Here is a 14,288-nt window from a genome sequence, read left to right on the forward strand (position 1 = left end):
AATATAACAAAATATTTGTAAAAAAATCAAGCTGTTAACTTGGTAAAAATTCGTATTTTATTCTTATTAACTGCCAATTTTTACAAAAAAATATTAAAATTAATAAATAATAAAAATTATGATTTTATGTTACTAAAAGTAAAAAATATGCTAAAATTTATAAAAATAAAACAAGGATAAAGACAATATGCATCAGCCCACTCTTAGAGTGTTAAATATTCTAGAATTACTTGCAAAAGAAAAGCTTACCTTAAGTGCTATAGCTAAAAAATTAAACATTCCTGCTGGAACTCTTTGGCCTATTTTACAAACTCTTCAAGAAAAAAAATATATCAAATGTGATTTAAAAAATAAAAGTTATTATTTGGATTTTAAGATTATAGAATTAGGATGTAATATAAAAAATGAAAATAATATTTTTGAAATAATCAAAAAGCATATGAAAAATATAAGAAATTTAACCAATCAAACTTGTCAAATGGGAATTTTAAAAGATGGAAATGTGCTTTATTTAGAAAAAATTGATGCCAATAATACAGTACAATTAAAATCTTTTATAGGCACTTCGTATCCTGCTTATGCAACATCTTTAGGCAAAGCCTTACTATCAAATAAAAATAAAAAGGAATTAGAAAAACTTTATCCTAAAAATTTTGATAAAATTACAGAAAACACCTTAAATAATATAAATGAACTCTATCAACAAATCAAACAAATTAAAAAAGAAAAAATTGCCATAGAAATTGGAGAAATGAATCCTCAAATTGAATGTATGGCTATAGGCATAGAACATAAAAATAAAATAATTGCTGCCATTAGTATATCTTATCTAATTTATTGCTCTAATAAAGCTTTTAGAGAAAAAAATAAAAAAATACTTCTAGAAGAAAAAAATAAAATAGAAAAAGTTTTAAAAATTTATTTTAATGATTTAGATACACTGTATTAATATAGCCCCGAAGGGCTATAAAATAGAGTTTTATTCTTGTTCTTTAAGTTTTAAATTTTGTTCGCCATAAAGCCCTGTTCCAACAGGAATCATTCTACCTAGAATAACATTTTCTTTTAAATCTTCTAAGTAGTCAAATTTACCTGCTATACTTGCTTCAGTTAAAACTTTGGTAGTTTCTTGGAATGAAGCCGCAGAAATCACACTATCACTTCCAATCGCTGCTCTTGTTACACCTAAAAGCACAGGTTCGGCAATAGCTGGTTCTCCACCCATTCTAATGATTCTTTCATTTTCTTCACGGAATTTACGTCTTGAAACCAAATCACCTTCAATAAATTTCGTATGTCCACTATCTACAACTTTTACTTGTCTTAGCATTTGAGAAACGATAACTTCTATATGTTTATCAGAAATCACAACACCTTGTCCGCGATAAACTTGCTGAATTTCAGAAATCAAATAATAATGCAAGGCTTTTTCACCTAAAATTTTAAGCACATCATGACTCGAAACAACTCCATCTGTAAGTTTTTCACCTGCATGAATAAACTCTCCATCTCTTACTTGAATATGTTTTGATTTATCAATTAAATACTCAGCACTTGTTCCATCTTCTGCTTGGATAATAATTCTTTCTTTAGAACGCAAAGGCTTATCAAAACGAACAACACCATCAATTTCTGCAATCACAGCCGCATTTTTTGGTTTTCTTGCTTCAAAAAGTTCAGAAACTCTTGGAAGACCTCCTGTAATATCCTTTGATTTAGCTGCTGCTTTTGGAGTTTTTGCTAAAATATCTGCTTGAGCAATTTTATCGCCATCATGAACAAAAATAACGGTTTTTGGTTCAAGGTGATAACGCACAGCTTTATCACCTTTTCCTGCAATTACCAAAGTTGGTCTAACTCCGCTAGGTAAATACTCATTAATTACTAAAGAACGCTTACCTGTAGCTTCATCAATTTGCTCATCAGCACTATAACCTGCTTCAATATCCTCAAAGCTTACAACACCATCAATTTCTGCAATGATAGTATTATTATAAGCATCCCATTCTGCAATCACTTTTCTTTCTTTTTTAGGAGCACTTGCAATGATAGTATTTGCGTCATCGATTTTTTCACTATCGTTAAATTCTATCTTAGATTCTCTTGGGATATAGTGTCTTTTTGCTTCTCTATCATTTTCATCAGCAATCACTACAAAGAATCCTTTTTCTTTAACAATATCACCTTTTTTAACATTTTTTACTCTATCTAAACCATCGCCTTTAAGGATGTAAAATTTGAGTGTTCCTTTTTCGCCTGCTTTGATATTTTGAACTACAGGCTCGCCATCTTCTACTAAAATTTCACTCGCAAAAGGAATACGATTTGGTACATTCCAACCCTCTTTAATCACTTCTATGATACTTTCATTTTCTTCTACTTGCATGCCGCTTTGATATGGCAAATAAAGTTTTCCATCTATACTGCCACTTACACCTGCTAATTCATTTGGTTTAGCAAGATCGTATTTTCTTAATATATATTTTACTTCTTGTTTTTTATCTTTAATAGAAACAATCACATCTTCATGAATATTTTCTATATTAATCACACCTTTAAATGGAGTTTTGATTTTTGGCTCCACAAGTAAAACCGCCGCATTTCTACGATTTGCTACGATATTTTTACCTTCTTTGTTTTTATAAGTTTTAAGATTATAAAATCTTATAAAACCTTCTTTTTGTGCGCTTACTTGTCTATCTTGTAAATCCGTACTTGCAGTTCCCCCGCTATGGAAAGTTCTTAGAGTTAGCTGCGTTCCTGGTTCACCGATAGATTGAGCGGAAATAATTCCCACTGCTTCGCCTGGTTTTACTAATTTACCTTCACCAAGATTGATACCATAACATTTTGCACAAATTCCTTTTTTAGCTTTGCAGGTAATAGGAGTGCGGATATTGACACTTTTTATACCGCTTTCGCCAAGAATTTTTGCTTTTTCCTCATCCATTAAAGTACCTTCCGCAAAAAGCACAGAATTTGTAATAGGATCAATCACATCCTCAGCTAAAACCCTGCCTAAAATTCTTTCTTCTAAAGTTTCTATAATAGAACTATCTGCGGTAATTTCATTGATTTCAACACCCTCATGTGTTCCACAATCTTCAATGGTAATTTTTACATTTTGTGCAACATCGATGAGTTTTCTTGTCAAATAACCCGCATTTGCTGTTTTAAGAGCGGTATCTGCAAGACCTTTTCTAGCACCGTGAGTTGAAATAAAGTATTCAAGAACATTTAGCCCTTCACGGAAATTTGAAATAATAGGCGTTTCGATAATAGAACCATCAGGTTTGGTCATAAGTCCTCTCATCGCAGCAAGCTGAGAAATTTGAGCTGCACTACCCCTAGCACCAGAATCTGCCATCATATAAATAGAGTTAAAACCTTCTTTATCTTTTTCTACAAGCTTCATCATTTCTTTTGAAAGAACATTGTTTGTACTTTTCCAAATATCAATGATTTTATTGTATCTTTCCCCTGAAGTAATCAAACCGAGATTATAAGAATTTTGAATTTCTCTTACTTGTTTTTTTGCTTCATCGATAGCTTTTTGTTTATCATTAGGAACAATAATATCTGCAATCGAAATTGAAATACCTGCTTTAGTTGCATATTCAAAACCTAAATTTTTAAGTCTATCTAAGAAACTTGCTGTAATCTCTAAACCACCTTGTTTATAAACATAATCTACAAGCGCAGCAATGTCTTTTTTCTTTAAGACTTTATTCCAACTATTTTCAGGCACAAAATCAGGCAAGATGGATTTAACAATCAATCTTCCTGCTGTAGTGGTAATCTTTCTACCATCTACCATAGTTTGTATGCTTGCATGAATATCCAAGCACTTGCTTTCAAGTGCCATCATCACTTCATCAATGCCTGTACAAATTTTATGCGAACCTTTAGCACCTGCTTTTTCCAACGAAAGATAATAAATTCCTAAAACCATATCTTGCGATGGAACGGTTACAGACTTACCGCTTGCTGGTAAAAGAATATTCATTGATGAAAGCATAAGCACTTTACATTCTGCAATAGCCTCTTGAGAAAGCGGTACATGCACTGCCATTTGATCCCCATCAAAGTCTGCGTTAAATGCTGCACAAACCAAAGGATGAAGTTGTATAGCCTTACCTTCCACTAAAACAGGATGAAAAGCTTGGATAGAAAGCTTATGCAAAGTAGGTGCACGGTTTAGCATAACAGGATGTCCCTTTACTACCTCTTCTAAACATTCCCAAACTTCATTGGTTTTATTTTCTATCATTTTTTTAGCTTGTTTTACTGTGGTTGCATAACCTTTTTCTTCAAGCTTAGCTAAAAGATGTGGCTTAAAAAGCTCTAAAGCCATTTTTTTAGGTAAACCGCATTGATCCATTCTAAGTTTTGGACCTACAACAATAACGCTACGACCTGAGAAATCCACCCTTTTACCTAGTAGATTTTGTCTAAAACGTCCTTGTTTCCCTTTGATGATTTCACTTAAAGATTTCAATGGGCGTTTATTTGCTCCTTTTACAGCATTAGCACGACGACCGTTGTCAAAAAGCGCATCAACAGCCTCTTGAAGCATTCTTTTTTCATTTCTAATAATGATTTCAGGTGCATCAAGTTCCATAAGTTTTTTAAGACGTGTATTTCTATTGATAACACGACGATATAAGTCATTCACATCAGAAACTGCAAATTTCCCACCATCTAAAGCCACTAAAGGACGCAAATCTGGCGGTAAAACTGGAAGATTTGTAATCATCATCCATTCAGGACGATTTGGTACAGCTTCGTCGCTATCGGTATTGGCGTTTAAATTTGAATTTAAGAAATTTTCTACAACTTTTAAGCGTTTAATGATAGTTTTTTTCTTAGCCTCTGAATTTGTAGCCCCCATTTCTTCTTTAAGCTGATTTAAAAGCGCTACAAGATCTAAATTTGCAAGTAAATCACGAACAACTTCTCCACCCATTCTTGCTTTAAAGCCGCTATTTTCATAGCGTTGCATTAAATTTTGATATTGCTCTTCGTTCAAAACATCGCAATATTCCACTTTTTTAGTACTTTCATTATCATAGAAAGCATCACCTGGGTTTTCAACAATATAAGCTTCATAATAAAGCACGCGCTCAAGATCTTTCATCTTAACACCCAAAAGCGTTCCTATACGACTTGGAAGAGAATTAACATACCAAATATGAGCCACAGGAGTTACAAGCTCGATATGCCCCATTCTAGAACGACGCACTTTTGAATTTGCTACTTCAACACCACATTTTTCACACTTAACGCCTTTAAAACGCATTTTTTTGTATTTACCACAAAGACACTCATAATCTCTTATAGGTCCAAAAATCTTTGCACAAAAAAGCCCATCTCTTTCAGGCTTTAAGGTTCTATAATTAATAGTTTCTGGTTTTTTTACTTCTCCATAAGACCATGATTTGATTTTTTCAGGACTTGCAAGTCTTAGTTGAAATGCTTCAAAATCTCTAGGTCTTGCATCTTCTTTAATTTCTATTACTTTAAATTTACTCATTATCTTCATCCTTATCAAAAATCTCAACATCTAAAGCAAGAGATTTAAGCTCATTGGTTAATACAAAAAATGTTTCAGGAATTCCTGTTGCTGGAACATTTTCACCTTTTGTCAATGCTTTATAGGCACTAAATCTACCTTCTACATCATCTGATTTTATGGTTAACATTTCTCTTAAAGTGTGAGCTGCTCCATAAGCTTCAAGTGCCCAAACTTCCATTTCTCCAAATCTTTGTCCCCCAAAGAGTGCTTTACCACCCACAGGTTGTTGGGTAACCAAGCTATAAGGTCCTGTACTTCTTGCATGAACTTTTTCATCAACCAAGTGATGGAGTTTTAGCATATACATACATCCTACATGAACACGCTCTGCAATTTTTTCCCCTGTTCGTCCATCGTAAAGTTCTGTTTTGCCATCCATATCTATCTTAGCCATTTTAAAAAGCTTGCTAAATTCTTCTATATTTACACCTTCAAAAACAGGAGTAGAAAATTTAACTCCTTTACTCCAGTCTCTAGCATAGTTTAAAAGCTCTTCATCGCTTAAGCTTTTAATAAATTCTTTTTCGTTTGCAAGTCTTGGAATAGAACAAATTTCAAGCATTTTCGCTCTTAACTCTTTAAGAAAATCTTTTTGCTTTCTATCAAAAATTTCTTGAATTTGATCCCCAAGTCTAAGTCCAACTAAACCTAAATGACTTTCTAAAATTTGACCTATATTCATACGACTTGGAACGCCAAGTGGATTAAGCGCAATATCCACACTCTTACCATTTGGCAAATAAGGCATATCTACTTCAGGAACTATAGTTGAAACTATACCTTTATTTCCATGACGTCCTGCCATTTTATCACCGACTTTAAGCTTTCTTTTTGTAGCAATATAAACTTTAACAAGCTTAATTACCCCACTTGGTAAAATATCATCTTTTTCTAAAATTTCAAGCTTTTCATCGTGTTCTGCTTTTAATTTTTTCTTCTCATTTTGGAAATGATTTTTTAAATCATCGTATTCTTTTTGAATCTCTTTAGAATAAGCTTTAATCAAAGTTGTTAAAGTAAAACGATTGATTTTTTCAAGTTCGCTAATATCTGCAGTTTGTCCTTTTTTATAATTTTTATCTCCAATTTTTTGATCGCTATTTAAAGGGGCTTTGGAAAGAAGAGCACAAACACGAAGCATTTCTTCTCTATCCATCATCAAAAGTCTATCATGATGCTCTTTTTCTAAAGCCATTTTTTCTTTATCATAAGATTTTATTGCGCGATCATCTTTTTCATAGCCTTTTTTAGTGAAAATTTTAACATCCACAACAACACCCTCTAAAGAAGCGGTTGCATAAAGGGATTTATTCACAACATGTCCTGCTTTTTCTCCAAAAATCGCTCTTAAAAGTCTTTCTTCAGGAGTTGGTTTAACCTCACCTTTTGGAGAAACCTTACCCACCAAAATCATACCTGGTTTAATATGGGTACCAATTTTTGCAATACCGCTCTCATCAAGATGTGCAACATCTTCTTCTTTTACATTTGGAATATCTTTGGTAATTTCTTCTATACCGTCTTTTAGTTCTCTTGCTTCAATTTCTTTTTCATAAATGTGCACGCTTGTAAAAGTATCTTCACGAATAATTCTCTCACTTACAACTATAGCATCCTCATAGTTATAACCATTCCAAGGCATAAAAGCGATTAAAGCATTTTTACCTATAGCAAGTTCGCCTTGATCCATAGAAGGACCATCTGCGATAATTTGTCCTGCTTTTACGATATCACCTTTTTTAACAATAGGGTGTTGAATATAATTTGTATTTTGATTGGTTCTTAAATTTTTCTCCATAGTGTAATGGTCAATAAATGGACCTTTATCATCTTCACCTAAAATGAAAATGCTTTTATTATCCACTTTCTCAACCACACCGCCACGCTTTGCTTTAACAGCTTCCCAAGCATCACGCGCAATAATTTGTTCCATACCTGTTCCTACTATCGGAGCTGAAGCAGTAAGAAGTGGCACAGCTTGACGTTGCATGTTTGAACCCATTAGCGCTCTGTTTGCATCATCGTGCTCTAAAAACGGAATCAAAGAAGCTGCAACTCCAACAACCATACCTGAGCAAAGATCGATTAATTGCACTTCTTCGCGTCTTGCAAGTATAGTTTCACCATCTTGCCTAGCCTCAACAAATTCTTCTACTATATTGCCTTTAGCATCAACCTTAGTTGAAGCTGGTGCGATAAACAAGCCTTCTTCTTGTGTCGCTGTAAGATAAACAACTTCATTAGTCACTTTACCATTTACAACTTTTCTATATGGCGCTTCAACAAAGCCAAGTTCATTTACTTTTGCATAAGTAGAAAGAGTGTTAATCAAACCAATATTTTGACCTTCAGGTGTTTCAACTGGACAAATTCTACCATAATGTGTCGCGTGAACATCACGCACTTCAAAACCTGCTCTTTCTTTTACAAGTCCACCTTCACCAAGCGCTGACAAACGACGCTTATGAGTAACCTCGCTTAAAGGGTTGGTTTGATCCATAAATTGCGAAAGCTGACCTCCTGTAAAAAATTCAATGATAGTTGTAGTAATCATTTTAGGATTGATTAAATCATAAGGCATTACTTTATCAAGATCCGCATTTAAAGAAGTAAATTTATCTCTGATCGCCTTTTGCATTTTTGCAAGACCTAAATGAAGTTCATTGGCTAAAAGTTCACCTATAGAACGGATACGACGATTTCCTAAATGATCTCTATCATCAATATGTCCTTTACCATTTTTTACTTTAATTAAATATTTTGCAGTTTTAATAATATCTTCATTAGTCAAAACAGTAACATACTCAGGCACTTCAAGACCTAACTTATGGTTCATTTTCATACGACCTACCTTAGTAAGATCGTATCTTTCAGGATTGAAGAATAAATCATTTACAAAAGCCTTCGCTGCATCTTTTACCACAGGTTCACCTGGGCGCATAACTTTGTAAATTCTAATCGCAGCTAAATCATTTTCATCATCGATATTTTCACTTTGTTTAAGAAGTTTTAGAGTTTCTCCATCTTGAGCAAAGGAGTTAATAATCGCTGCATCAACGCCATTAGCCAAGTCATTTGCTATATCAAAACTTTTTTGCTCTTTAATCTTAGCAAGCTTACTCTCATCTAACAAAGTTAAAGAATCAAATAAAACCTCTCCACTTTCTTTATCAATAATAGGATTTGCTAAATAACGATTAAGTAAAATTTCTACAGGATATTCTATCCATTTTAAACCGTCTTTAATAAGCTGTTCTGCTTTTTTCTTTGTAAGTCTTTTTCCAGCTTGATGAACGATTTTTCCTTTTTCATCTTTAATATCATATTCTATTCTATCCATAAAATCATTTGGATTAAATTCTGTTAAAAATTTATCTTTTTTCACATGTATAGTCTGAATAGGATAAAACAACTTAATAATATCTTGTTTTTTATACCCTAAAGCTCTAAAAAGCATAGTTACAGGAACTTTTCTACGCTTATTGATTCTTACATACAAAACATCTTTGGCATCGTATTCAAAATAAAGCCACGAACCACGATCAGGAATAATTTGTGCTGTATAAACAAGCTTATTTGCAACCGTTGAACTTTCTTCTTCTTTAAAAATAACACCAGGACTTCTATGTAATTGATTTACAACCACCCTCTCAACCCCATTAATGATAAAAGATACACGATCTGTCATTAAAGGAATTTCGCGGATATAAATTTCTTGTTCTTTAATATCTTTTACGCCAACTTTTTCCCCTGTTTTTTCATCTTTTTCATGCAGAGTAAGACGGATTTTCATTTTTAAATTTACAGAATAAGTCAAACCTCTTTCCATGCATTCGCGAATGGTATATTTTGGCTTGCCTATTTCACTACTAACATATTCAAGACTCAATCTATTTTGCGGATCATGAATAGGAAAAATTGATTTAAAAACTTTTTCTATACCACTTTCACCATTATCAAGATTTAAAAAATAATCAAAACTCTTTTTTTGTAATTGTAGAAGATTTGGGATTTCTATTTGTTTTGAAATGTTTGAGAAGTCTACTCTTAAACGATTTCCTAATTTATTATCTAACATATCGCACATACCTCATGGTAAATTTTGTAAATTTAAAAAAGAAGACCTAAAAATTAGGTAAAAATAAAAAAAGAAGACTTGCCTTGGCAAATCTTCTTCTAACTTTAAAGCTTAAAATTACTTAAGTTCTACTTTAGCACCAGCTTCTTCAAGTTGTTTTTTAGCTTCCTCAGCTTCAGCTTTAGCCACACCCTCTTTTAGAGTTGAAGGAGTTTGCTCAACTGCATCTTTTGCTTCTTTAAGACCAAGGCCTGTAAGAGCACGAACGATTTTAATAACTTCAATCTTTTTAGCACCGCCATCAGTTAAAACGATATCAAATTCAGTTTTTTCTTCAGCAGCAGCTGCAGCACCACCAGCTGCAGCACCACCAGCTATCATTACAGGAGCAGCAGACACACCAAATTTTTCTTCAAACTCTTTTACAAGTTCTGATAACTCAAGAACACTTAAATTTGAAATATATTCTAATACATCTTCTTTAGAGATTGCCATTTTTTATCCTTTTATTTAATTTATTCAGATTCTTTTTTATTTTTAAGCGCATTTAAACCTATTGTGAAATTGGTAATTGGCGCATTCCAAACTTGCAAAAGCATAGCAAGCAACTCATTGCGTGAAGGCATTTTAGCAAGAGCTTTAACCTTAGCAACATCTGCAACTTCGCCTTCAATATGAGCTGTTTTGATTTCAAATTTATCGTTATTTTCTTCAAATTTAGCAGCTACTTTTGAAACACCTAGCTGATCTTCACCCCAAAGATAAATATTTGTATCTTTAAGAACTAGACCTGTTTTACCGGAATTGTTAAGAGCAATGTTAGCCAAAGTATTTTTAACAATTTGAACTTTTACATTGTTTTCTCTTGCATTATTTCTAAGCTCTTCTAGTTTTTTTGTGCTAAGACCTCTGTAATTACAAACTACAATAGCTTCACTAGCTTTAAAACCTTCTTCAAGTTTAGCAATAATCTCAACTTTTTCGCTTCTAGTCACATTTTCTCCTTTCCGATTGAGATTTCAAGTAGAGTGGAAATCCAATTAAGCTTACGCCTCGACTATCTTCAATCTAAAATAAACATCTCAAAAAATCAAAAATTTTTTCAAATGTTTATTTTAAAACAAAAGAGTTGCAAAAAAGCAACTCTTATTTCATATCAAGCAATTCTTGTGTTTCAAGCTTTACAGAAGGGCTCATTGTCAAAGATAAAGCCGCATTTTTAATATATCTACCTTTAGCTGCAGCAGGTTTATGTTTGTTAATTGCCTTTACAAAAGTGCTAACATTATCCCATAATTGTTCTTTGGAAAAACTTACTTTACCAAGACCTGCATGGATATTTCCTTGCTTATCAACACGGAAATTTACCTGACCACTTTTTGCATTATTAACTGCTTGAGCAACATCCATAGTCACTGTTCCAGTTTTAGGATTTGGCATTAAACCTTTTGGCCCTAAAATTCTACCAACTTTACCAACAAGTCCCATTAAATTTGGAGTAGCAATCAAAACATCAAAATTCATATTACCTTTTTGAATTTCTTCTACTAAATCATCGCTACCCACAATATCTGCACCAGCATTTTTTGCTTCATCAGCTTTTGCGTCTTTTGCAATTACAGCAACACGAACTTTTTTACCCGTTCCAGCAGGTAAAACAACAGATCCTCTTACCATTTGATCTGCATGTCTTGGATCAACATTAAGTTTTAAAGCAATTTCTACAGTCTCATCAAATTTAGCAGACTTTAAAGTCTTTATTGTATCAATTGCATCGCTTAAAGCATACTCTTTATTTGAATCAATTTTTTGTGATAATTCTTTTAATCTTTTTGCTATCTTAGCCATTTATTTTCTCCGCATTTTAAAGTGCTACCGCCTTTTACCTTGGCGGTGAAAGGATTAATCTACGATTTCAACACCCATAGAACGAGCTGAACCTGCAATAATTTTAGCAGCTTGATCTCTATCTTTAGTATTTAAATCTGCAATTTTCTTATCTACTATTTCTAAAACTTGAGCACGAGTTAACTTACCCACCTTATTTTTAAGTGGATTATCCGTACCTTTAGAAATTCCAGCTGCTTTTTTGATCAAATCCGTAGCTGGCGGTTGTTTTGTAATAAAAGTAAAACTTTTATCTGCATAAACAGTGATAACAACAGGGATATTAAAACCTGCCATATCTTTTGTTCTTTCATTAAAAGCCTTACAAAACTCCATAATATTAACACCTTGCTGACCCAAAGCAGGACCAACAGGTGGTGATGGGTTTGCTTTTGTGGCAGCAATTTGCAATTTAATTTCGCCTACGACTTTTTTAGCCATAACAAATCTCCTTATTTGATATAAATTAAATTATTTTCTCAACTTGAGAATATAAGATCTCCACTGGAGTTGAACGTCCAAAAATAGAAACATTTAATTTTAATAAACCACGAACCATATCATACTCTTCTACAATTGCAGTAAAGTTTGCAAATGGCCCTTCTGTGATTCTCACATTTTCCCCTTCTTCAAAAGAAATCTTTGGTTTAGGCGCTGCACGATTGTGAACTTTTTCCAAAATCAAATTAATATCTTTTTCTGTTAAAGGGGTTGGCTTTTTGGATTCTCCAATAAAACGACCAACCTTTGGAAGAGATTGAATGCGATGCCAAAGCTCTGTATTTAAATCAAGAAGTGCAAAAACATATCCTGAATACAAACTTCTTTCGCTAATCTTCTCCTTTCCATTCTTAAATTCAATAACATCTTCAGTTGGAACAACAATTTCTTTAAGTTGTTCTTCAATTCCGTTATCTTTTACTAAATTTTCAATGGCTCTTTTAACTGCCATTTCACTGCCAGCATAAGTTTGAATTGCATACCATTTATGAGTACTCATTTACTCTCCTTATACGATCGCAGAAACAATAGAGGACATAAGCCAATCCACTAACGCCAAAAACAAAGAAATCACCGCAACAACCATAAAAACTGTAATATAGGCATTTCTTACCTGTTCTTTTAAAGGAAAAATTACTTTCCTTAATTCGGCTTTTGATAATTTAAAATAAGTTATTAATTTTTCCATTTATTTAAACCTTAATTATGGCAGGGCAAGAGGGATTCGAACCCCCAACCATCGGATTTGGAATCCGGCGCTCTACCGTTGGAGCTATTGCCCTAAGGGCGCAAGCTTAACTTTTTAGCTTAACTTCTTTGTGAAGTGTATGTTTTTTTAATCTTGGGCAATATTTTTTTAATTCTAATTTTTCAGTAGTATTTTTACTATTTTTATAGGTGCTATAATTAATATCACCACATTCTTCACACTTTAAACCAACTTTAATTCTCATTTCAATTTTCCTTAAAAAATTAAAGCCAAGCTTTTAACTTGGCTTTATTAAATTATTTAATAATTTTAGAAACAACACCTGAACCAACAGTTTTACCACCTTCACGAATAGCAAAACGAGTTCCTTCTTCAAGTGCTACTGGAGCGATCAAGCTTACAGTAATTCTCACATTTTCACCTGGCATAACCATTTCAACACCATCAGCTAATTTAATCGAACCTGTAACATCAGTTGTTCTTACATAAAACTGTGGTCTATAGTTGTTAAAGAATGGAGTATGTCTACCACCTTCATCTTTATTTAAGATATAAACTTCAGCTTCGAAGTCAGTGTGTGGAGTAATTGATTTTGGTTTAGCAAGAACCATACCACGGATAACTTCTTCTTTTTTAGTACCACGAAGAAGAACACCTACATTATCTCCTGCTTCGCCTTGATCCATTTCTTTTCTGAACATTTCAACACCTGTTACAGTTGTTGTTTGAGTATCTTTAATACCAACGATTTCGATAGTATCACCTACTTTTACAACACCTTTTTCAATTCTACCTGTAACAACAGTACCACGACCTGAAATTGAGAAAACGTCTTCAATTGGCATCAAGAAGTCTTTTTCAGTATCACGAGTTGGAGTTGGAATATAGCTATCAACTGCAGCCATAAGATCCATAATTTTTGCTGACCATTCACCATCTTGTCCAGCTTTAGCTTCTTCAAGAGCTTTTAAAGCAGAACCAGAAATAATAGGTGTATCATCGCCTGGGAAATCATAAGAGCTTAATAATTCTCTAATTTCCATTTCAACTAACTCTAAAAGTTCAGCATCATCAACCATATCTGCTTTATTCATAAAAACAACAATATATGGAACGCCTACTTGACGAGAAAGAAGAATGTGCTCTCTAGTTTGTGGCATAGGGCCATCTGCAGCAGAAACAACCAAGATCGCTCCATCCATTTGTGCAGCACCTGTAATCATGTTTTTAACATAATCTGCGTGACCTGGGCAGTCAACGTGTGCATAGTGACGATTGTCTGTTTCATATTCAATATGAGAAGTAGCAATAGTAATACCACGCTCTTTTTCTTCTGGAGCATTATCGATATTATCATAATCTTTAAGCTCTGCTAAACCTCTTCTAGAAAGAACAGCAGAAATAGCAGCTGTTAAAGTAGTTTTACCATGGTCAACATGACCAATAGTACCAATATTTACGTGTGGCTTATTACGTGAAAATTTTTCTTTAGCCATTTTTTTCCTCCGTATAAAAAATAAATTGAGCAAAGCAAGTCT

General features: G+C 33.2%; 11 protein-coding genes and 1 tRNA gene. 1 reads left to right on the forward strand and 11 read right to left on the reverse strand.

Annotated features, from left to right (window positions below):
* Positions 1 to 187: 187 nt before the first annotated feature.
* On the forward strand, positions 188 to 949 hold the full coding sequence (locus tag FBF10_RS03565) for an IclR family transcriptional regulator (RefSeq protein ID WP_002793545.1): 762 nt from the start codon (positions 188 to 190) through the stop codon (positions 947 to 949).
* A gap of 30 nt (positions 950 to 979) precedes the next feature.
* On the opposite strand, the gene rpoC is transcribed toward FBF10_RS03565, so the two are convergent.
* The 11 genes from rpoC to tuf form a co-directional block, all read right to left on the reverse strand.
* On the reverse strand, positions 980 to 5,533 hold the full coding sequence (gene rpoC / locus FBF10_RS03570) for a DNA-directed RNA polymerase subunit beta' (RefSeq protein WP_002888155.1): 4,554 nt from the start codon (positions 5,531 to 5,533) through the stop codon (positions 980 to 982).
* The gene (gene rpoB, locus FBF10_RS03575; RefSeq protein WP_002859904.1) at positions 5,526 to 9,662 is read right to left on the reverse strand and encodes a DNA-directed RNA polymerase subunit beta; all 4,137 of its coding nucleotides are present in this window, start codon (positions 9,660 to 9,662) and stop codon (positions 5,526 to 5,528) included. The genes rpoC and rpoB overlap by 8 nt, the downstream gene beginning before the upstream one ends.
* A gap of 108 nt (positions 9,663 to 9,770) precedes the next feature.
* Entirely contained in the window at positions 9,771 to 10,148 is a 378-nt protein-coding gene (rplL, locus tag FBF10_RS03580) for a 50S ribosomal protein L7/L12 (protein ID WP_002859903.1), read from the reverse strand.
* Between the two features lie 20 nt (positions 10,149 to 10,168).
* Positions 10,169 to 10,648, reverse strand: a complete 480-nt coding sequence (gene rplJ, locus FBF10_RS03585) for a 50S ribosomal protein L10 (protein WP_002857585.1) — start codon at positions 10,646 to 10,648, stop codon at positions 10,169 to 10,171.
* Between the two features lie 151 nt (positions 10,649 to 10,799).
* Positions 10,800 to 11,501 carry a 50S ribosomal protein L1 gene (rplA, locus tag FBF10_RS03590; RefSeq protein ID WP_002854928.1) on the reverse strand — a complete coding sequence of 234 codons (702 nt, stop codon included), beginning with the start codon at positions 11,499 to 11,501 and terminating at the stop codon, positions 10,800 to 10,802.
* Between the two features lie 54 nt (positions 11,502 to 11,555).
* On the reverse strand, positions 11,556 to 11,981 hold the full coding sequence (rplK, locus tag FBF10_RS03595; RefSeq protein ID WP_002779452.1) for a 50S ribosomal protein L11: 426 nt from the start codon (positions 11,979 to 11,981) through the stop codon (positions 11,556 to 11,558).
* Between the two features lie 25 nt (positions 11,982 to 12,006).
* The gene (gene nusG, locus FBF10_RS03600; RefSeq protein ID WP_002851098.1) at positions 12,007 to 12,540 is read right to left on the reverse strand and encodes a transcription termination/antitermination protein NusG; all 534 of its coding nucleotides are present in this window, start codon (positions 12,538 to 12,540) and stop codon (positions 12,007 to 12,009) included.
* Between the two features lie 9 nt (positions 12,541 to 12,549).
* Entirely contained in the window at positions 12,550 to 12,729 is a 180-nt protein-coding gene (secE, locus tag FBF10_RS03605) for a preprotein translocase subunit SecE (RefSeq protein ID WP_165433893.1), read from the reverse strand.
* An 18-nt stretch (positions 12,730 to 12,747) separates the two neighbouring features.
* Positions 12,748 to 12,823 (reverse strand) — tRNA-Trp (locus FBF10_RS03610).
* A gap of 12 nt (positions 12,824 to 12,835) precedes the next feature.
* Positions 12,836 to 12,994 carry a 50S ribosomal protein L33 gene (gene rpmG / locus FBF10_RS03615; protein ID WP_002793551.1) on the reverse strand — a complete coding sequence of 53 codons (159 nt, stop codon included), beginning with the start codon at positions 12,992 to 12,994 and terminating at the stop codon, positions 12,836 to 12,838.
* A gap of 52 nt (positions 12,995 to 13,046) precedes the next feature.
* Complete coding sequence (gene tuf / locus FBF10_RS03620) at positions 13,047 to 14,246, reverse strand: elongation factor Tu (RefSeq protein ID WP_002855271.1); 1,200 nt, start codon at positions 14,244 to 14,246, stop codon at positions 13,047 to 13,049.
* Positions 14,247 to 14,288 lie beyond the last annotated feature (42 nt).

Source organism: Campylobacter sp. CFSAN093249 (genome assembly GCF_011067895.1).
Classification (GTDB): domain Bacteria; phylum Campylobacterota; class Campylobacteria; order Campylobacterales; family Campylobacteraceae; genus Campylobacter_D; species Campylobacter_D jejuni.